A 21,061-nucleotide genomic window follows, 5' to 3' on the forward strand; every position below is an offset into this window, starting at 1 on the left:
GCCTTTATACAGGCAGCCATCCAAAGATGGGCAGCAAGGGCCATTTCATGACGACGCAGGATTACAAGGTTCGCGACATCACTCTCGCAGACTGGGGCCGCAAGGAAATCTCCATCGCCGAAGGCGAAATGCCAGGCCTGATGGCTCTTCGCGAAGAGTACAAAGACACACAGCCGCTCAAGGGCGCCCGCATCGCCGGCTGTCTGCACATGACCATCCAGACCGCCGTTCTGATCGAGACGCTGATCGACCTCGGCGCCACAGTCCGTTGGTCCTCTTGCAACATCTTCTCTACGCAGGATCACGCCGCCGCCGCCATCGCCGCAGCGAACATCCCCGTCTTCGCCTGGAAGGGTCTGACGGAAGAAGAGTTCAACTGGTGCATCGAGCAGACCATCCATGGTCCCGATGGCTGGACGCCGAACATGATCCTCGATGATGGCGGCGACCTCACCATCATGATGCATGACAAGTACCCCGAAATGCTCAAGGACGTGCGCGGCATCTCCGAAGAGACGACGACGGGCGTGCATCGTCTGTGGGAAATGTCCAAGAAGGGCACGCTGAAGGTTCCGGCCATCAACGTGAACGACAGCGTCACCAAGTCCAAGTTCGACAACCTGTATGGCTGCCGTGAGAGCCTCGTGGACGCGCTCCGTCGCGGCACGGATGTCATGATGGCTGGCAAGGTCGCCGTGGTTGCCGGTTACGGTGACGTGGGCAAGGGCTCCGCTGCCTCCCTGCGCAACGCAGGCTGCCGCGTGCTCGTGACCGAAGTCGATCCGATCTGCGCCCTTCAGGCCGCCATGGAAGGCTATGAAGTCGTCACGATGGAAAACGCAGCTCCGCGCGGCGACATCTTCGTCACCTGCACGGGCAACGTGGACATCATCACGATCGACCATGTGCGTGAAATGAAGGACCGTGCGATCGTCTGCAACATCGGTCACTTCGACAGCGAAATCCAGGTCGAAGCCCTGCGCAACTATCGCTGGAACAACATCAAGCCGCAGGTCGATGAGATCGAACTGGCTCCGAACCGCCGCATCATCCTTCTGTCCGAAGGCCGTCTGGTGAATCTGGGCAACGCAACGGGCCACCCGTCCTTCGTGATGTCCGCATCCTTCACCAACCAGACACTGGCACAGATCGAACTGTGGACGGCAAAGCCGGGCCAGTACGAGGTCAAGGTCTACACCCTACCGAAATCTCTGGACGAGAAGGTCGCTGCCCTGCACCTCGCAAAGGTCGGCGCAGAACTTTCCAAAATGTCACAGAAACAGGCGGACTACATCGACGTTCCCGTCAATGGTCCGTTCAAGCACGAAGAATACCGCTACTAAGACGAGGCCGGTCTGGAAGGGCGAAACCCCGGTTACGCCCTTTCCCGATTTCCTTAACCAGCAGGAGTTACACCCATGGGTCTTTTCAGCACGATCATGTCCAAGATCTTCGGACATGCAGAAGCCGCAACACCGTCCACCAGCGCAGCCCCGGCTGACGCAGCCGCTCCGGCCGCAGCAGCAACCCCGGCAGCAGCGCCCGTGGATGTGGACGCCGTCCTGTCCGGTCTGGCCGCAAATGCTGGTCAGCCGCTGAACTACAAGACTTCCATCGTGGATCTCCTGAAGCTGCTCGGTCTCGACAGCTCGCTCCAGTCCCGCAAGGAACTGGCCAGCGAACTGCATTATTCGGGCAGCACAGACGACACCGCGACGATGAACGTCTGGCTCATCAAGCAGGTCTATGCCGAGCTGGCCAAGAATGGCGGCAAGGTTCCGGCTGACTGGACGCACTGATCCGCGACCCGTCCACACGGACACCATAAAAAAAGCTCGGCTGGTAACAGCCGGGCTTTTTCTACGTCTGATCGCAGAAGCTGCCGCTCAGGGAAGGACGAAGTTTCGCGGCTCCAGCGTCTGCATAGAACGCTCGACACCAGACGCCTGCCCCGCACGCAATTCCTCAAGCGACTGATGAAAAATCCGCACTTTCACTTCCACATGTCGGTCCAGATAACGCCACCGCTCAAACGCCAGAACCGTGTCCGGCGCAGTGCTGTCCGGCTGATCGTCAAACGTCCATGACAGCCCGAAGATCGCCGCCAGCGCGTCCTGATTGGTATCGTGCCCTGCCAGCACCAGCAGACGCGTGGAGGTCGTCACACCCGGAATCTCCGTAACCGGACGGTCCGCCAGAAACGCCCGGATGCTCTCGGCCATCACCCCGTTACGCGCCGCCGCCACAACAGGCAGACGCCGCAACATCCGGCTCTCCGCCTCATGAACCGGCATGACAGTATTCAGAAGTCCCGGAACATCACCGCTCGAAGGCCCGAAAACATCCAGCGGGAAGCCCTCGGAATACAGCAGCAACAGACTTTCCGCCGCCATGCCACCCGTCGCCCCCCCTCCAGAGAGACGCGGCGCGCCTTTCTTCCATTCAAGCACCACATCATCACGCAGACACCACGCCGTATGCGCAACACCATCACAAGCGCCGGGCGCCAACACGGTCTGCAAAGCGTGCAAACCATGCTGAACATCCGCACTCTTTGAGACGGGCAACATGGAAGCAAACGCCTGCTCGGTCTCATGCTTCGACGGCACCGCGCGTCCAGCGGAAATGGCATTGAACACAGGGTCCGGCCCACACTCCTGCCATTGCGCAAAAACATGACAGTCCGGAACCAGACCCCGCGCCCAGACCTGCCCCGTCTGCTGCGTCCGATGATCTGCACCATCCGCCCAGATCCACACACCATCAGAACAGGATCGTAACGGATTAAATCCGAGATCCACATAATGCGTCCGGACAGCCTGAACCATGGCCCCAAGCGCCACAGCCCCATGCGGCGTCATTTCTCCGGGCGTGACAGACCATTCAGGCCAGTCAAACCCGGTCTTTTCCCGCAAAGCCGCCGAAGAAGCCGTCGGACTGCGGATTCCGTGCCGCGACAGCAGCACGACTTTTTCCAAAACAGGCCCCGACGGCACAGAGGCACCACCCGAGCATCCCGTCAGGAACAAAGCCAACAGAACGACAGAGTGCGTCTTTTTCACGGGAAAGTCGCCGTCATGTTGAAGAAGACGCTGCGCCCTGCCAGACGCCAGTAAAGCGGCGCATCGCCATAAGACTGGTTGCCCGCAAAATCGCTGATGGAGCGGTTGTTGAAGAGGTTGGAAATCTTGAGGCTCGGCGTCACGTCGCGCATAAAACCACCGATATTGTGAATGCGCCACCCCAGCGCCAGATCCGCCGTCACATTGCTGTGGATTTTGTACTGGTTTTCAAACGCCGCATTTCCAGCCGCATTCGTGGTGCTGTCCAGCCCCCAGTGATGCCCGACATATTTCCCCATCAGCGAGAAATACGGCCCCTTCGGATTTTCATAAAGCAGACCGAACGACGCCAGTGAATCCGGCGTTGTGGCAACGCGCACGGTGCTATGTTTGTAGCGCGCATCATTTACGCTGTAATTGCCGTAAAGCGAGAATCCATATCCAATGACATACTGCCCCTCAAGCTCGATCCCCTTATAAATCGCACCACCACTGTTCACGTATGTAGACGTGGTTCCGATACCATCAACCTTGATCTGTGCGGATGCGATATAATTGGAAAAATCGATATAATATCCATCCAGTGACAGCATCCAGTTCTTGCCATGATAAACCGATCCAACCTGATAATTCAGCGTCGTTTCAGGCTTCACGTTACCAACCGACTTCACCTGAAAAACCGACATCGGAGGCGCCAGAAAGCCCCGCGCGATCTGCGCATAAGCACTCCAGTTTTTCATTATACGTTGATTAATCGCAATGGATGGCTGCCAGGATTTATAATGCTGTGTATCATTCAGCGGCACTTTTGTGGACTTGTTAATGGCCGCATTATAGTCCCTTGTGAACATGGAATATTTCACACCCGGCTTAATAACTGCCCCCTTCCAGGGGTGAATATCCAGTTCGAGATAGGGCTGAATGGTCGTGTTCAGATCCGAAATATCATAACTGTAAGCCGACCCTGTTTTGGACGGAACCGGTATCGCATTTTTACTCAGATCGAGTGCATAGGTGTACCGACGGTCCTTTTGCACATCCGCCCACACACCGAACAGAACATCCCCGTAAGATGTGTGCGCTTTGAACCGCAATGTATCGCCATAAGAACGAAATTTGGCGTCCGCATATTTTCCGGGAATATCATTGGCATAGGTCGCCACCTTTTTCCCAGCCGTACTGTAGAACGTCACACCATTCGCAGCAGTGCTCGTCTGACTGGCATCAGTGCTTTCCGTATAATCATGCTCAAACCCGCTTGTATAAAGCTGGTTTTCCATCGTCAGCCACGATGCAAGACGACTTTTCAGGCTGACATAATCGAAATCAGACGTGTAGGTGCTGGGATTATATCCATAATAACACTGCGCGGACGGGTCGTTGCACAGCCCGTAATTCTTCCCATATTTCGCATATTCCGCGAGCGTCGCGCCCTGCGTCGTAAACTGCCATTCCTTGTTATAGGTCGTCTCAAATGTCAGCGTCGTCTCGGGCGCAAGATCAATCACGTCCTTGAACATCAGATTGCTCCGGCGCTCTGCAGAATTGGTCAGATAGCCATTCGTTTCCTCGTGCTGCATATCAAGAAATGCACGACCAAAACGTGTCTTGCCACTATCGAACTCGATCCCTCCAGCCCGCGTATTAAAACTGCCGTAGGTCCCATACAACGACACCCCCCTCTTGGCCGGCGGCGTCTTGGACGTGAAACCCATCGTGCCACCAAACGTGGCATTTCCAATCGTCGAGCCCGTTCCAGGACCACGATCAATCTGCGCTTCCCCAAGAAAATGAGAAATAAACAAAGACGATGTCGTGTGATGAAGATCGGTAGCATCGCCAAACGGAATGCCATCAAACGTCATGTTGTACTGGCCGTCCTGAAACCCGCGCAGGCTCATCGCTTCCGCCTTACCCATTCCGGGTCCGTTAGGATTTTGCGAATAAACACTCGGCTGGAACCGGATGATATCGTCGATGCTGGCAAGCGGAATGATGTTGTTACTCAGAAACCCCGATTGGATTTTTGATGTCGGCTCCGTAATGTCCAGCGGGACCGTGGCAGGCGCAATCCGCGCAGCATGACCAAGCACGGTCAGGTTTTCCACACCGGGCGTCGCGTCTTTTTCTTTTCTGGTTTTATGCTCCTCATGCTTTTTCTGTTTTGCATCAGGAACATCAGCCTGCGCGCCTCCTCCCAAAAACAGGGCACCGGCAAAGCACCCGGAAAGCAGGATATGGTTACGCATCTTGAACGTCATGGGGAGTAGGCTCCAGTGATTGGCGCGCACTCCATACGGAAGGCTTCAGATCAGGAAAACTGCTTTACCGTTCCTGAAATAAAACATTCACGCGTTTTACTTCAAATTTTCATACTTATTTTGAAATATTTCTTATTCTATACTTACGGTAACGGTCTTTTATCTGCAATAGGGTCAATTTTCGGCTCGGTCAGTGGCCCTGAATCCACCACAACGACCAGATCTCCCGCAATCGGCGTGGGCTGCCGGTCTTTCGGAAGCAGCGCCTGAAAACGCGGATCGTAACTCGCAGCTTGTTCATACAGAGCATCAATCAGCCCATAATGATCCATGAATTTGTTCATGGTCGCCGGAATACGAATGCATCCTTCCGAAGCCGGGTGACCCAGACGCCATTCCAGAAACTGCGGGTCCGTCGCATGGATCTCCAGCCGGATCTGCCCGGTTTCGTGACGCGGCAACCAACCCTTCATCGCCGTCTGCCATCCCATGTCCCACACGCGTGATCCCTTGGCGCCGATACCGCGGATTCCGTTCTTGTTCTTCGTCCCTTCCGCCCGATACCCCAGACGATCCGCCGTGTTCTGAAAAACACCAATCGGCGTAATGTAATAATATTTGCGTCCCGTCGTCCCGGTTGAAACCGGCGTTCCCCCAAGAGATTCCCAAGGAGCATCCGGCAACGCGAGAATATAATCCAGATGCTGGATCTGCTCGTTACGATCCACAACCATAATGAGCTGCGGGCGGGAAATCGGCATGTTCGCCTGCGTCACCTGCTCCTTCGCAAGCGTCAGGAACGCCCGGCGGCGCTCGGGCGTATAGGTGCTGAACCCCTTGATAGTGTGCTTCATCAGCACAGCAAGACGCGACGCCTCCTCCCGCGCAGTCTCATCGGAAACAACCGGCAAATCCGGAATATCCAGAGGCGGCGGCGCCAGATCAGGACGTGGCGGCGTATCGGTCGGCGGATTACTGGCTGGCGGCGGAACCGACACTCCCAGAGACGGCGTCGTATCCGGCTGAGGGCCCGACAGTTCCGGCCCCGCGCCATCCGGCCGCGCGCAGGCCGCCAGCGGTGACAATCCCACGACCATCGTGGTGGACGCACATAACAGAACTGCAAACCGCGTCAGTCTGGAAACATCACGCATCTTCAGGGCACCATCCTCGGGTTCGGAACAACAGACAGAACGCGAGGGAACAGGAACCTGTCCGGCGTTCGGCATGACTGGAACGTCTTCAACGCACCAGCCACGCAAAAGACATCACAGATCCAGAAGCAACCGCCTCGGATCTTCCACAAGCTGCTTGATACGGACGAGAAAGCTCACCGCTTCCCGCCCATCCACGATCCGGTGATCGTAAGACAGCGCAACATACATCATCGGCCGGATCACAATCTGCCCGTCCCGCACGACCGGACGGTCCTGAATGGCATGCATCCCCAGAATGCCCGACTGCGGCGTGTTCAGGATCGGCGTGGAGAGCAGAGACCCGAAAATCCCGCCATTCGTGATGGAGAACGTCCCATGCGACAGTTCCTCCAGCTTCAGCCCGCCCGTCCGCGCCCGCTTGCCATAATCGGCAATCCGGCGCTCAAGCTCGGCAAAACTCATCTGATCGGCATCATGCAGCACCGGCACCACAAGCCCGCGCTCTGTGCCCACCGCAATGCCCAGATTGACGAAGTCGCGATAAACGATTTCATCGCCTTCGATCTGCGCATTGATCGCCGGATAATCCTTCAGCGCGCCCACCACGGCCCGCGCGAAAAAGGACATGAAGCCCAGACGCGCACCGTCATGCTTTTTCTCGAACTCGTCCTTGTATTCCGCCCGCAGCGCCTTGGCAGCGGACATATCAATTTCGTTGAACGTCGTGAGAATGGCCGCCGTATTCTGCGCCGCCTTCAGATTCCGCGCGATCGTCTGACGCAGACGGCTCATGGGAACCCGACGCTCCCGTGCTTCATGTGAGGACAGCTTGGGGGCCGGTGGAACAGAGACAGGCTTCGGCGCTTCAGAAGCAGGAGACGTGACTCGCGCAGGGGATGCAACAGGCGCCGCGACAGGTTCCGGAGCCGCTGTCTTGAGAGCAGGAGCAGGTTCAGCAGCAGCAGCTTGAGGCACAGCCGGTGCCTCCGCCGTCTCGTCCACAGCCCCGAGCAGCCCGCCGATCTCGACTTCCGTCCCCACCGCCACACAGTCTTCCAGACGCCCGGCGGACGGCGCGGTCACTTCAACGCTGACCTTGTCCGTCTCCAGCTCCACGATGGTCTCGTCATGCTGCACATAGTCGCCGGAGTTTTTAAGCCACCGCGCGACAGTCGCAGTTGTCAGGCTTTCTCCAAGCGCCGGAACCCTGATTTCGACCGTCATGCTGCTTCCCTGTCTTGCGTCCCGCCGCGAAGCGGGGAAATGTCTGTGCCGTACCCCGGCACTCTGTCCGGAAAAGTTAAGAATGCAGGATACTGCATCTTCGTTCCCAGCGGGAGGCGGAACCATCCCCATCGCCGGACTTTGAAACCAAAACGCAGGAGGCCGCAATGTCCCACCCGCCCGACCGTCCTGAAATTCTGGACTCCGACCATCTTTCCGCTCGTACCCGCGAGATTCTGACATCGCGGCTTTCGGTCTCCACCACACAGCCACGCACCTTGTCCCTTCGGGCCTATGCCGTCCTCGATGCGCTGCTGCCCATCCTGCTCCCATTGGACGAAATCCTGCCTGCCAGTCCCGACATCGCCATGACAGCACGGATCGACGCCGCGCTCTCCGGCCCGCGTGACGGCTGGCGTTTCGCGGACCTCCCACCAGATGCCGAAGCCTGGGAATCCGCCCTCCTGACGCTCGACGATGCTGCCACCGAACAGCACGGACTCGCCTTCATTCATCTGGCCCCGGACCTGCGCGGCACCCTGCTCGATGCCGTCATGGACGGACAGATCGGCCTCGACCGTGCAGGACGCCTCACGGCATCCCAGATGAAACGCTGGTCCGGAGACCTGCGTGGCGAGGTCGTGGACTGCATCATGAGTGACCCGCGCATCCAGCAGGCGCTCGGCATTTCCTCCAGCCTCACCGGCGGCGACACCGTCTTTCAGGGCTTCACAAACGTCGGCCCCGACAGCCGCGAAAACTTCGAACCCAAAGCCACCGCCCCCCTTCTCCAGATGACAGACTCCAGCGAATGAGCAGCAGCACCCTCATGAAGACATTCGCCGAAACGGACATCGTCGATACCCTCATCATCGGCAGTGGTGCCGGTGGCGCGCCGCTGGCTGCAGAACTCGCCCGCAACGGCAAAAGCGTTGTGGTTCTGGAAGCCGGGCCCGCTTTCCCCGCCACGGGACACACGCCCGACGAAGTCGCCGCCCGCGAACTCTACTGGCTGCACGAACGCCTCTCCGCTGGCACAAACCCACAGGCTTTCGGCGGCAACAACAGCGGCACCGGCCTCGGCGGCTCTTTGCTGCATTACGGCGCCTTCATGCCCCGCATGGATGCCCGCGACTTCCACCTGCACACCGAAACCGGCAAAGGCGTGGACTGGCCTTTCGGTCTGGACGAACTGCTCCCCTATATCGAGCGCGTGGAATCCTTCATCGGCGTCTCAGGCCCCGCCCATTACCCGTGGGACCCCGAGCGCCGCTACGCCTATGCACCCCCGCCTGCCAATTCCGCCGCACTCAAGATGCGCGAAGGCTGTGACGCGCTCGGCCTGCGCCACGCGGACGGCCCCGCCGCCCTCATCACGCGCGATATCGAACAGCCGCATTTCGGCACCCGCCACGCCTGCGCAAACTGCGGGGCCTGCCATCAGGGCTGCCGCAACGGCGCCAAGTCAGGCACGGACAACACATGGCTCCCCATGGCCGCCGCCTATGGTGCGGAACTCCGCCCCGGCTGCTTCGCCCATACGATCGAACGCGACAGTTCAGGCCGCGTGACCGGCGTGGTCTATCGCCAGAACGGCGTCGAACACCGCCAGAAATGCGCGACACTCGTCCTCGCCGCCGGTGCCGTCGAAACCCCGCGCCTGCTCCTGACCAACGGCCTCGCCAACAGCTCCGGCCAGGTCGGCCAGAACTACATGACCCATGTCTCCACACAGGTCTGGGGCGAGTTCGACGAAGACATCCGCCCCAATCGTGGCTATCCGTCCCTCACCATCACCGAAGACATGATGCGCCCCAAAGACGCGGATTTCGTCGGCGGCTACCTCGTGCAGTCACTGGGCATGATGCCCGCAACATGGGGCCAGAACCTCGCCCGCAGCACCACAACACGCGGTCCAGCCTTCGCCCGCGCGCTGGCCGGATACAACCGCTCCGCCGGTATGGGCATCAACGGCGAATGCCTGCCCCGCCCCGAAAACCGTGTTACGCTTTCGGACGAAAAAGACGCTTTCGGCATCCCCAAACCGCTGATCGAACATTCTTACGGCCCCAATGAATGGGCCATGCACCACCATGCCGCCCGCCTGCTGACGCAGATGTGGGAAGCCGTCGGCGCAAAGGATATCCGCGTCATCGACCGCGCCGCCCACATGATCGGCACCTGCCGTATGGGCACGGACGCCGACAGCAATGTCGTCAATCCGGTCGGCCGCAGTTTCGATATCGACAATCTGTGGATCTCCGATCACTCGATCTTCCCCAGCGCCGCCGCCGCCAACCCGGCTCTGGCCATCATGGCGCTCTCCCTGCGCACCGCGGAGGCCATGCTGAAGACCTGACCCGCAGGAAACTGACATAGATCAAAGTGATCCGGAGCATGCTCAGCAGTCTTGACACTGCTTCGCGCGCTCCGGTAAGCGAAGGACGACTTTATCGGTGACGTCTTGTCACCCGGTCTCCCTTTCCTTACGGATGCTTCCTGCTTCCATCGTCCTGCGAAATCCTTACAGATCACCGCCTGACACAAGCAGTCCCCGTCCAGTGGCCCCGCCTTCTGTACGGTCGCGCATCCCTCCCCCTATCAGGTCTGCCACTACCGGCACATCAAGGCGCGTCTTTCATGCATCTTGCCGAACTCAAGAAAAAATCCCCAGCCGACCTTCTGGATTATGCAGAGGAACTGGAGATCGAGAACGTCTCGTCCATGCGCAAGCAGGACATCATGTTCGCCATTCTCAAGACCCTTGCCGAGCGCGATCAGGCGATCTACGGCGAAGGAACGCTCGAAATCCTGCCGGACGGCTTCGGTTTCCTGCGCAGCCCGGAAGCCAACTACCTTCCCGGTCCCGACGACATCTACATTTCTCCCACCCAGGTCCGCCGCTTCGGCCTGCGCCCGGGTGACACGGTTGAAGGCCAGATCCGCGCCCCGCGCGACGGCGAGCGCTATTTCGCGCTGCTGAAGGTCAACACCATCAATTTCGAGGCTCCGGAAACCGTCCGGACCCGCATCAACTTCGACAACCTCACGCCGCTCTACCCCGAGCGTCGCCTGAAGATGGAAGTCGAACAGTCCGAACCCGCCCCCACGGAAAACCACCGCAGCAAGGGCAAGAAAGACCAGCGCGACTACACCCCGCGCGTGATCGATCTGGTGACGCCGATCGGCATGGGCCAGCGCGCCCTGATCGTCGCCCCGCCCCGCACCGGCAAGACCGTGATGCTCCAGAGCATCGCCGCCTCCATCTCCGCCAACCATCCCGAAGTGTTCCTGATCGTCCTGCTGATCGACGAACGCCCGGAAGAAGTGACGGACATGGCACGCTCGGTTCGCGGCGAAGTCGTTTCCTCCACCTTCGACGAACCGGCAACCCGCCACGTCCAGGTAACGGAAATGGTGCTGGAAAAGGCCAAGCGCCTCGTCGAGCACAAGCGCGACGTGGTCATCCTGCTGGATTCCATCACCCGTCTCGCCCGCGCCTACAACACCGTCGTCCCCTCCTCGGGCAAGGTGCTGACCGGCGGTGTGGACGCCAACGCCCTGCAGCGCCCCAAGCGCTTCTTCGGCGCTGCGCGTAATATCGAAGAAGGCGGCTCGCTCACGATCATCGCAACAGCCCTGATCGACACGGGCTCGCGCATGGACGAAGTCATTTTCGAAGAGTTCAAGGGCACCGGTAACGCCGAACTCATCCTGGACCGCAAGCTGGCCGACAAGCGCACCTTCCCCGCTATCGACATCACCAAGTCGGGCACGCGTAAGGAAGAACTGCTGGTCGATCGCGCCGAACTATCCAAGATGTGGGTCCTGCGCCGCATCCTCGCCCCGATGGGCACGATGGACGCCATGGACTTCCTGCTGGACAAGCTGAAATACAGCAAATCCAATCAGGACTTCTTCGACGCCATGAACAACTGATCCCGGATCAGCATGGTTGACATGGAAAAGGGGAGCTCCGGCTCCCCTTTTTTGTTGTCCAGTCTATCGGAATATCGAAAGAGGCCGTTCGTTACAGCACACCTTCCAGATGCAGCATGGCATGCTTGTCCGCGATGCCTCCCAGCCCCGAATATCCGCCCAGCCCTGCACGCCCGACAACACGGTGGCAGGGGATCAGGATCGGAATCGGATTCGCCCCGACCGCCCCGCCCACAGACCGGGGAGATCCTCCGACCTCGGCCGCGATATCCGCGTAAGTCCGCGTCTTGCCATAGGGAATCCGACGCAGCGCATCCCAGACCTTCTGGCGATACGGAGTCCCGTAAGGGCGATAGGGCAGCGTGTCGAAATCGACCGATTCCCCGTCAAAATAGCGCTCCAGAAGGTCGCGGGCTTTCAGAAGGAGTGGAGTCTCCTCCTGATCGCGCCCCCAACCCCAGTCCAGAGCGACGATCTGGCCCTCATCTTCACTGATGGTAAGGGCCCCGAAAGGTGAGTGGCAGGATAGCTGTGGCATGAACGACACGGTGCCCGAGCCGCTCAAAACCGTCAATCCGGCAGTATTGCCATTATGCTGAGACTTTTAAGCTATGCAATTTAAGCATATTGGAGAACTCCGATATGCATAATAAACATACAGGACTGCATCTGTAGGCTTTCAGCAATATTCTGTAATGTGTTGGAAAACTGCCCTTTTTTGTATCAGAAACGAGACAGGAAGTTTTCCGAAACGCCTGTGTAATTATCCAGTGAGCCACATCGCAGCCTGTTTTGCAGCTTTCCCCTCCCTCCCTCACGGAAACGTCAGAAGCCGTGTTTGTCTTAAGCAATAAAATAGGGTCAGTAAGTTCTCATGCTAACGGTGTCTGGTACTGATCGTTGGGTTGAGAGGGCAGGAATGTTTCCTGCACCTTTCAAGACTACAGAGGTCCAGAATATCGCAGTGGAAACAGTCTTTACAAAAAGGACAGTTGGATCATGACTTCTGGTCTACTGACGCCGATCAAGGTTACGAAAAAGCGCCTTCTCAGCTGCGCTGCCGTATTGGCGCTCTCAGCAGCTGTACCTGTCGCTTTTGCGCAGGAAGATACGGGCGCAGCAATTACAAGCGCCGACAGCGGTGGCAATGCCGGAAACTGGATGTCCTACGGACGGACCTATTCCGAGCAGCGTTTCAGCCCGCTCGACCAGATCAACAAGGACAATGTCGGCAAGCTGAAGCTCGCCTGGCACTATGATCTGGATACGAACCGCGGTCAGGAAGGCACTCCCTTGATCGTTAATGGCGTCATGTACGCCACGACCAACTGGAGCAAGATGAAGGCGCTGGATGCAGCGACCGGCAAGCTCCTGTGGGCCTACGATCCCAAGGTTCCGGGCAACATCGCCGATCGCGGCTGCTGTGATTCCGTCAACCGCGGCGCTGCCTACTGGAACGGCAAAGTCTATTTCGGCACGTTCGACGGACGCCTGATCGCCCTCGACGCCAAGACCGGCAAGCTGGTCTGGAGCGTTTACACGATCCCCAAGGAAGCCCAACTCGGCCACCAGCGCTCCTATACGGTTGACGGCGCACCGCGCATCGCCAAGGGCCGCGTCATCATCGGCAACGGCGGCGCCGAATTTGGTGCCCGTGGCTTCGTGACGGCCTATGACGCCGAAACCGGCAAGGTGGACTGGCGCTTCTTCACGGTTCCAAACCCCGACAACAAGCCCGACGGCGCAGCCTCCGACGACGTCCTGATGTCCAAGGCCTATCCGACCTGGGGCAAGGGCGGAGCCTGGAAGCAGCAGGGCGGCGGCGGTACCGTCTGGGATTCGCTCGTTTATGACCCCGTGACGGACCTCGTCTATCTCGGCGTCGGCAACGGCTCGCCCTGGAACTACAAGTTCCGCTCCGAAGGCAAGGGTAACAACCTCTTCCTCGGCAGCATCGTCGCGATCAACCCGGATACCGGCAAATACGTCTGGCATTTCCAGGAAACGCCGATGGACCAGTGGGATTACACCTCGGTCCAGCAGATCATGACGCTCGACATGCCGGTCAACGGCGAAATGCGCCATGTGATCGTCCATGCCCCGAAGAACGGCTTCTTCTACATCATCGATGCGAAGACCGGAAAATTCATCTCCGGCAAGCCCTACACCTACGAAAACTGGGCAACAGGTCTGGACCCCGTCACCGGCCGTCCGAACTATGTGCCTGACGCCCTGTGGACCCTGACCGGCAAGCCCTGGTACGGTATTCCGGGTGATCTGGGTGGCCATAACTTCGCCTCCATGGCCTACAGCCCCCAGACGAAGCTGGTCTATATCCCCGCACAGCAGGTTCCGTTCGTCTATGATCCGCAGAAGGGTGGCTTCAAAGCCCACCACGACAGCTGGAATCTCGGACTGGACATGAACAAGATCGGCCTGATTGACGATTCCGATCCGCAGCACAAAGCCGACAAGGCCCAGTTCCTGAAGGACCTGAAGGGCTGGCTCTTGGCCTGGGATCCGGTAAAGCAGCAGGCAGCCTTCACGGTTGACCACAAGGGTCCGTGGAACGGTGGTCTGCTCGCAACGGGTGGCGGCCTTCTCTTCCAGGGTCTCGCAACCGGTGATTTCCATGCCTATGACGCGACGAACGGCAAGGATCTCTTCAGCTTCCCGGCACAGAGCGCCATCATCGCGCCTCCTGTGACCTACACCGCCAACGGCAAGCAGTATGTTGCAGTTGAAGTGGGCTGGGGTGGCATCTATCCGTTCTTCCTCGGTGGTGTGGCCCGGACATCCGGCTGGACCGTCAACCACTCCCGGGTGATCGCTTTCTCGCTGGATGGCACGGACAAGCTCCCGCCGAAGAACGAACTTGGCTTCCTGCCGGTCAAACCGCCAGTAAAATGGGATGAAGCCCGTACGAAGAACGGCTATTTCCAGTTCCAGACATATTGCGCTGCCTGCCACGGCGACAACGGCATCTCGGGTGGCGTTCTGCCTGACCTGCGGTGGTCCGGTGCAATCCGCGGAGATGAGAAGTTCTACAAGCTCGTCGCCAAGGGCGCTCTGACCGCCTACGGCATGGATCGCTTCGACACGTCCATGTCTGCGGCCGAGATTGAAGACATCCGCAACTACCTCGTGAAGCGGTCCAACGAGTCCTATGAGGACGAAGTGAAAGCCCGCGACAACAAGCAGGGCGTCCCCAACGACCAGTTCCTCAACGTACCCCAGGGTCCGGTTGAGCCTGCAACGGCGGACCATCCGTAACGGGCAACCGTTACGGTAAAAGGAGGCACGTGACATGCTCAATGCATCAATTCGCGACAGGCTGGTATCTGAGATGAAACAGGGATGGAAATTCGCGGCCGCTATCGGCCTCATGGCGGTGTCGTTCGGCGCCGCCCATGCCCAGGACGCTGACGAAGCACTGATGAAGCGTGGCGAATATGTCGCCCGCCTGTCAGACTGCATCGCCTGCCATACGGCTCTGCACGGACAGCCCTACGCGGGCGGTCTGGAAATCAAGAGCCCGATCGGCACGATCTATTCGACCAACATCACGCCGGACCCGGAACACGGGATCGGCAACTACACCCTTGAGGACTTCACGAAGGCCATCCGCAAGGGTATCCGCAAGGATGGTGCAACGCTTTACCCGGCGATGCCCTATCCCGAATTCGCGCGTCTGTCCGACGAAGATATCCGTTCGATGTATGCGTACTTCATGCATGGCGTGAAGCCGGTTGCCGTTGCCAACAAAGCACCGGACATCAGCTGGCCGCTCTCCATGCGCTGGCCGCTGGCAGTCTGGCGCGCCATGTTCGTTCCGAGCATGACGCCGGGCGAAGACAAGAGCATCAGCAACCCCGAAGTCGCCCGTGGTGAATACCTCGTCGATGGTCCGGGTCATTGCGGCGAATGTCATACGCCCCGCGGTTTCGCAATGCAGCTCAAGGCTTACGGAACGAGCGGCGGAAACGTCTATCTGTCCGGCGGTGCACCGATCGACAACTGGATTGCCCCGAGCCTGCGCAGCAACAGCGACACGGGTCTGGGTCGCTGGTCTGAAGATGACATCGTCACCTTCCTCAAGAGCGGCCGTATCGACCACTCCGCCGTCTTCGGTGGCATGGCCGACGTGGTGGCCTACAGCACGCAGCATTGGACAGACGACGATCTGCGCGCCACAGCCAAGTACCTCAAGAGCATGCCGGCCGTTCCGGAAGGCAATAACCTCGGCCAGGATGACGGTCAGACGACCGCCCTGCTGGACAAGGGTGCCCAAGGCAATGCCGGTGCAGAAGTCTATCTGCACAACTGCGCCATCTGCCACATGAACGATGGTTCGGGCGTCAACCGCATGTTCCCGCCGCTGGCAGGCAACCCGGTCGTCATCACTGATGATCCGACGTCGCTCGCCAATGTCGTGGCCTTCGGCGGCATCCTGCCTCCGACCAACACTGCACCGTCCGCTGTTGCGATGCCCGGCTTCAAGGAACACCTCTCCGACCAGCAGATGGCGGATGTCGTGAACTTCATGCGCAAGGGCTGGGGCAACAAGGCACCGGGAACCGTGTCCGCTGCCGACATCCAGAAGCTGCGCACGACCGGAGCACCGGTTTCCACAGCGGGCTGGAACGTCTCCAGCCGCGGATGGATGGCCTACATGCCGCAGCCTTACGGCGAAGGCTGGACCTTCTCTCCGCAGACCCACACGGGCGTGGACAACGCACAGTAAGCGTTTCCCACTCTCTGAAAGTCTGAACAAAAGGGCGGATCGGAAACGATCCGCCCTTTTTTCATGCCCGCACGCCGCTCATTGCAGCCTAACCATTTTCACCACAGGGCCTCCTGCACTACATAGAACCTCATGACGCGCTCCTCCCTCCCGGACCACACCCCGCAGGTCATTTTCGCACTGGCAACCGGCCCCTCCCGTGCCGCCATCGCGATCATGCGCGCCAGCGGCCCCGGCAGCGATACAATCCTGCGCGCCCTCTGTAACGGACATCTCCCCGAACCGCGCCGCGCCAGCCTGCGCACCCTGCGCCATAACGCAGAGGTGCTCGACCATGCCGTCGCCCTCTGGCTCCCCGGCCCGAATTCCTACACCGGGGAAGACGGGTTCGAACTTCACCTCCATGCCGGTCCCGCAATCATCGCCCGCGTCGCCGATGCCCTGACCGATCTCGGAGCACGCCCCGCCGAACCCGGCGAATTCACCCGCCGTGCCGTCCAAAAAGGGCGGCTGGACCTGCTTCAGGCCGAAGCCATCGCGGACCTCGTGGACGCCGAAACCGAAAGCCAGCGCAAACAGGCCCTGCGTCAGGCTGATGGCGCCCTGAGCCGCCTGTACGACAACTGGGCACAACGCCTGCGCCTCGTCCTCGCCCATCAGGAAGCCCTGATTGATTTCCCGGACGAAGACCTCCCTCAGGACGTGGAAGACGGACTGGTCGAAGAACTCTCAAAGCTCCAGACCGAAATGTCTGCCCATCTACAGGACAATCGCGGCGAACTCCTGCGTCAGGGCCTCACCGTCGTGATAGCAGGAGCGCCGAATGTCGGAAAATCCAGTCTTCTCAATGCGTTATCCGGAACAGATGCCGCAATCGTCACGCATCGTGCAGGCACGACCCGCGATGCCATCGCACTGGACTGGATTCTGGACGGCATCCGTCTCCGCCTGATCGACACGGCGGGTCTGCGGGAGACGGAAGACGAAATCGAAGCCGAAGGCATTCGCCGCGCATTGTTTCACGTGAAACAGGCAGATGTCGTGCTGCATCTGATCGGCCCGGGAGAGAGCCTTGAGTCTCTCTCCGGACAGGAAATTCCCATCCGGACGAAAATCGACATCGCACCAGCCCCATCCGGCATGTTAGGGATCAGCACGCAGTCCAGCGAAGGACTTGATGCGCTGCGTCAGGTTCTGTCCGAACGGGTGTCCGAACTCATGGCCGGTTCAGCCGCGCCTCCTCTGACCCGCGCCAGACACCGCGCCGGAATCCAGGAGGCCGCAACCCATCTGGAACATGCCCGGACCGCGACATGGCCGGAACTGCGGGGCGAGGAACTCCGGCTGTCCATGCTGGCTCTCGGGCGTCTGACCGGGCGTGTTGATGTTGAATCCCTGCTCGATGCAATTTTCGGGCAGTTCTGTATCGGGAAGTAGGTTGTGAGCGATTTCGACGTCATCGTGATCGGCGGCGGTCATGCCGGATGTGAAGCTGCAGCGGCAGCGGCCCGTTTCGGCGCGCGCACCCTGCTGCTCACCCATCGGCTTGAAACGATCGGCGCCATGTCCTGCAACCCGGCCATCGGCGGGATCGGCAAGGGCCACCTCGTGCGCGAAATCGACGCGCTCGACGGCCTGATGGGCAAAGCCGCAGACCGCGCAGGCATCCACTTCAAACTGCTCAACCGCTCCAAGGGCCCAGCCGTTCACGGCCCCCGCGCCCAGGCCGACCGCTCGCTCTATCGCGCCGCCATTCAGGATCTTCTGGCCGCAACCCCCAACCTGACGATCCGCGAAGGCGCTGCCGGAGACCTGATCGAAGAGAACGGCCGCATCACCGGCGTCATCTGCGAAGACGGCCGCGAGTTCCGTTGCGGTGCCGTCGTGCTGACCGCCGGAACCTTCCTGCGCGGCGTCATCCATGTCGGCCACACCCAGACAGACGCCGGACGCATCGGCGAAGCTCCGGCAAAGCGTCTGGGCGAACGGCTCTATGCGCTCGGCTTCCAGATGGGCCGCCTCAAGACCGGCACACCGCCGCGTCTGGCCAAGGACAGCATCGATTGGGAAAACCTCCCGGCCGATCCGGGCGATGCCGAGCCCGAGGCCTTCAGCCCCATGACGACGGCCATCACCAACCCGCAGGTCGTCTGCCGCATCACCCAGACCACCGCCGAAACCCACAGGATCATCAACGAGAACCTGCACCGTTCGGCCATGTATGGCGGGGCCATCGCCGGACGCGGCCCACGCTACTGCCCATCCATCGAGGACAAGGTCGTCCGCTTCGCCGACCGTACCTCGCATCAGGTCTTTCTCGAACCCGAAGCCCTGCCCGGCAATCCGGGCGGCGATCTGGTCTACCCCAACGGCATCAGCACCAGCCTGCCCGCCGATGTGCAGGCCGCGATGATCGCCACCATGCCGGGTCTGGAAAACGCCCGCATCGTCACGGCTGGCTATGCCGTCGAATATGATTACGTGGACCCACGCGAGCTTCTGCCCTCCCTGCAACTGCGCCGCCTGCCGGGCCTGTATCTGGCCGGACAGATCAATGGCACGACCGGTTATGAAGAAGCCGGCGCGCAGGGCCTCCTCGCAGGCCTGAACGCCGCCCGCGCCACAGCTGGAAACGAGGCCCTCACGCTGGATCGCAGTGACGCCTATCTCGGTGTCATGATCGACGACCTGACGCTGCACGGCATCAGCGAACCCTATCGCATGTTCACGTCCCGCGCCGAGTATCGCCTCACCCTGCGCGCCGACAACGCTGACCTGCGCCTGACGCCCAAAGGCATCGCCGCAGGCTGCGTCCTCTCCGAACGCGAAGCCGCTTTCACCGCTCAGAAAGCCGAACTCGACGCCGCCGTGGCCCGCGCCGCCGGAACAACCTTCCTGCCGCAGGCCCTCCGCGACGTCGGTTTCGAAGTCTCTCTGGACGGTCGCCGGCGCACGGTTCTGGACGTCCTCGCCAGCAATGGCGACCACACGATCTTGAACGCTCTGGCCCCGTGGTTCGCCGAACTTCCTCTGCGTGTGCGTCGTCATGTCGAGACGGAAGCCCGCTATGGCGGCTATCTTCACCGACAGGATCGTGAAATTCGACAGCTCGCATCGGAAAGTGCCATCGCCCTTCCGGCCGATCTGGATTACACTGCCATCGGCGGCCTGAGCAGCGAAATGCGCGAGCGTTTTTCCCAGGCCCGCCCGACCAGTTTCGCCGCAGCACAGCGCGTGCGCGGGGTCACACCTGCCGCGTTGGTCGCCCTGCTGGCCCATGTAAGGACCCTGTCATGACCACCGTTTCACGTGAAACACACGAAAGGCTGGAGCGCTTCGCCGACCTGCTCGTGCAGTGGAACGCAAAAATCAATCTCGTCAGTCCGCGGGACATCGCCCAGCTCTGGCCCCGCCATATCGAGGACAGCCTCCAGCTCGCCGAGCTGATCCCCGAAGGTGCCACCATTACCGATCTGGGATCGGGCGGCGGTTTTCCGGGCATCATTCTGGCCATCGCCACAGGCAATCCGGTCACGCTGATCGAATCGGACCAGCGCAAATGCGCCTTCCTGCGGGAAGCCGGACGCATCTGCGACACGAAGGTCACAGTCATCGCCAAGCGTATCGAAGCCGCCAGCCCCCTTCCGGCCGACATCATCACGGCCCGGGCGCTGGCCCCCCTCAACAGGCTCCTGGACTGGGCGCGGCCATTGCTGAAAGAAGACGGGTTCTGCCTGTTTCTGAAAGGTCAGAAGGCACAGGTCGAGTTGACCGAGGCAAGCGCCGACTGGCACATGAGCCACACCATTGTTCCCAGCCGCACCGACCCCGGCGGAGCCATCATCAAGGTCAGTGATTTCAAGCGTGTCGTCTAAAACCGAATCCCCCACCACCCGAATCATTGCCGTCACCAACCAGAAGGGAGGCGTCGGCAAGACCACCACCACCATCAATCTGGCCGCAGGTCTGGCCCGTCAGGGGCAACGCGTCCTGCTCGTGGATCTGGACCCGCAGGGTAACGCCTCCACCGGTCTGGGCATCGATTATGACCAGCGCAACACCGGCACTTACGCCGCGCTGATGGTGGAAGCCGAACCCCACGCCCTGCCCCAGCCGACCGCGTTCGAGAATCTCTCGATCATCACGGCCAACAACGAACTGGCTGGCGCAGAACTTGAAATGATCGGGGATGAACGCCGCGAATACCGCCTGCGCGACGCCCTGCATGCCCTGCAAGGCGATTACGACACGATCCTGATCGACTGCCCGCCAAGCCTCGGCCTGCTGACGCTCAACGCACTGGTGGCGTCCGACAGCGTGATCGTGCCGCTACAATGCGAGTTCTTTGCGCTCGAAGGCATCAGCCAGCTCGTCCGCACCATCGACCGCGTCCGCCGCGCCTTCAACGCCGACCTGCATCTCGAAGGCATCATCCTGACGATGTACGACCGGCGCAACAACCTGTCCGAACTCGTGGCGCAGGATGCGCGCGGCTTCTTTGGCGATCAGGTGTTCGAGACGATCATTCCGCGCAACATCCGCATTTCCGAAGCCCAGAGCCATGGCTCTCCGGTGCTGGATTACGACGCCCGCTCCACAGGCGCCATCGCCTATCTGGCACTGGCGGACGAGCTGATCAAACGCAACAAGAACAAGACAAAGGCGTAACCGGCG

Annotated in this window: 16 protein-coding genes; 11 read left to right on the forward strand and 5 right to left on the reverse strand. The window is 60.2% G+C overall.

What is annotated here, in order from left to right:
* Positions 1 to 47: 47 nt before the first annotated feature.
* Both ahcY and ABDK74_RS08990 read left to right on the forward strand, forming a co-directional pair.
* A complete protein-coding gene (ahcY, locus tag ABDK74_RS08985) occupies positions 48 to 1,343 on the forward strand; it encodes an adenosylhomocysteinase (protein ID WP_346003535.1) in 1,296 nt (431 codons plus the stop codon).
* A gap of 75 nt (positions 1,344 to 1,418) precedes the next feature.
* Complete coding sequence (locus ABDK74_RS08990; RefSeq protein ID WP_194255418.1) at positions 1,419 to 1,799, forward strand: DUF3597 domain-containing protein; 381 nt, start codon at positions 1,419 to 1,421, stop codon at positions 1,797 to 1,799.
* An 87-nt stretch (positions 1,800 to 1,886) separates the two neighbouring features.
* Here the strand turns inward: ABDK74_RS08990 and ABDK74_RS08995 are convergent, their stop codons facing one another.
* From ABDK74_RS08995 to sucB, 4 genes are all read right to left on the reverse strand, one after another.
* Positions 1,887 to 3,062, reverse strand: coding sequence for a histidine-type phosphatase (locus ABDK74_RS08995; protein ID WP_346003536.1), 1,176 nt, complete (start codon positions 3,060 to 3,062; stop codon positions 1,887 to 1,889).
* Positions 3,059 to 5,323, reverse strand: a complete 2,265-nt coding sequence (locus ABDK74_RS09000) for a TonB-dependent receptor domain-containing protein (protein WP_346003537.1) — start codon at positions 5,321 to 5,323, stop codon at positions 3,059 to 3,061. Before ABDK74_RS09000 ends, ABDK74_RS08995 begins: the two co-directional genes overlap by 4 nt.
* Before the next feature lie 143 nt (positions 5,324 to 5,466).
* Positions 5,467 to 6,477 carry a L,D-transpeptidase gene (locus tag ABDK74_RS09005; protein ID WP_346003538.1) on the reverse strand — a complete coding sequence of 337 codons (1,011 nt, stop codon included), beginning with the start codon at positions 6,475 to 6,477 and terminating at the stop codon, positions 5,467 to 5,469.
* 114 nt (positions 6,478 to 6,591) lie between these two features.
* Complete coding sequence (gene sucB, locus ABDK74_RS09010; RefSeq protein WP_346003539.1) at positions 6,592 to 7,704, reverse strand: dihydrolipoyllysine-residue succinyltransferase; 1,113 nt, start codon at positions 7,702 to 7,704, stop codon at positions 6,592 to 6,594.
* Positions 7,705 to 7,871: 167 nt separating this feature from the next.
* Here sucB and ABDK74_RS09015 point away from each other — a divergent pair, with 167 nt between their 5' ends.
* The 3 genes from ABDK74_RS09015 (at position 7,872) to rho (ending at position 11,643) form a co-directional block, all read left to right on the forward strand.
* Positions 7,872 to 8,519: a gluconate 2-dehydrogenase subunit 3 family protein gene (locus tag ABDK74_RS09015; protein WP_346003540.1), complete on the forward strand. Its 648-nt coding sequence runs from the start codon at positions 7,872 to 7,874 to the stop codon at positions 8,517 to 8,519.
* Positions 8,520 to 8,533: 14 nt separating this feature from the next.
* Positions 8,534 to 10,063, forward strand: a complete 1,530-nt coding sequence (locus ABDK74_RS09020) for a GMC family oxidoreductase (RefSeq protein WP_346004196.1) — start codon at positions 8,534 to 8,536, stop codon at positions 10,061 to 10,063.
* Between the two features lie 281 nt (positions 10,064 to 10,344).
* Complete coding sequence (gene rho / locus ABDK74_RS09025) at positions 10,345 to 11,643, forward strand: transcription termination factor Rho (RefSeq protein WP_194255423.1); 1,299 nt, start codon at positions 10,345 to 10,347, stop codon at positions 11,641 to 11,643.
* A 91-nt stretch (positions 11,644 to 11,734) separates the two neighbouring features.
* Here the strand turns inward: rho and ABDK74_RS09030 are convergent, their stop codons facing one another.
* Positions 11,735 to 12,181: a methylated-DNA--[protein]-cysteine S-methyltransferase gene (locus ABDK74_RS09030; RefSeq protein ID WP_194255424.1), complete on the reverse strand. Its 447-nt coding sequence runs from the start codon at positions 12,179 to 12,181 to the stop codon at positions 11,735 to 11,737.
* Positions 12,182 to 12,642: 461 nt separating this feature from the next.
* On the opposite strand from ABDK74_RS09030, the gene ABDK74_RS09035 reads away from it, so the two are divergent.
* From ABDK74_RS09035 to ABDK74_RS09060, 6 genes are all read left to right on the forward strand, one after another.
* Positions 12,643 to 14,916, forward strand: coding sequence for a PQQ-dependent dehydrogenase, methanol/ethanol family (locus tag ABDK74_RS09035; RefSeq protein WP_194255425.1), 2,274 nt, complete (start codon positions 12,643 to 12,645; stop codon positions 14,914 to 14,916).
* A gap of 34 nt (positions 14,917 to 14,950) precedes the next feature.
* Positions 14,951 to 16,387, forward strand: a complete 1,437-nt coding sequence (locus ABDK74_RS09040) for a cytochrome c (protein WP_194255426.1) — start codon at positions 14,951 to 14,953, stop codon at positions 16,385 to 16,387.
* A 132-nt stretch (positions 16,388 to 16,519) separates the two neighbouring features.
* Positions 16,520 to 17,824, forward strand: a complete 1,305-nt coding sequence (gene mnmE, locus ABDK74_RS09045) for a tRNA uridine-5-carboxymethylaminomethyl(34) synthesis GTPase MnmE (protein WP_346003541.1) — start codon at positions 16,520 to 16,522, stop codon at positions 17,822 to 17,824.
* Positions 17,825 to 17,827: 3 nt separating this feature from the next.
* A complete protein-coding gene (gene mnmG / locus ABDK74_RS09050) occupies positions 17,828 to 19,684 on the forward strand; it encodes a tRNA uridine-5-carboxymethylaminomethyl(34) synthesis enzyme MnmG (RefSeq protein ID WP_346003542.1) in 1,857 nt (618 codons plus the stop codon).
* The gene (gene rsmG, locus ABDK74_RS09055) at positions 19,681 to 20,262 is read left to right on the forward strand and encodes a 16S rRNA (guanine(527)-N(7))-methyltransferase RsmG (RefSeq protein WP_346003543.1); all 582 of its coding nucleotides are present in this window, start codon (positions 19,681 to 19,683) and stop codon (positions 20,260 to 20,262) included. Before mnmG ends, rsmG begins: the two co-directional genes overlap by 4 nt.
* Complete coding sequence (locus ABDK74_RS09060; protein ID WP_194255430.1) at positions 20,252 to 21,055, forward strand: ParA family protein; 804 nt, start codon at positions 20,252 to 20,254, stop codon at positions 21,053 to 21,055. The genes rsmG and ABDK74_RS09060 overlap by 11 nt, the downstream gene beginning before the upstream one ends.
* Positions 21,056 to 21,061 lie beyond the last annotated feature (6 nt).

The organism is Gluconobacter sp. OJB (assembly GCF_039638275.1).
In the GTDB taxonomy this organism is placed as follows: domain Bacteria; phylum Pseudomonadota; class Alphaproteobacteria; order Acetobacterales; family Acetobacteraceae; genus Gluconobacter; species Gluconobacter cerevisiae.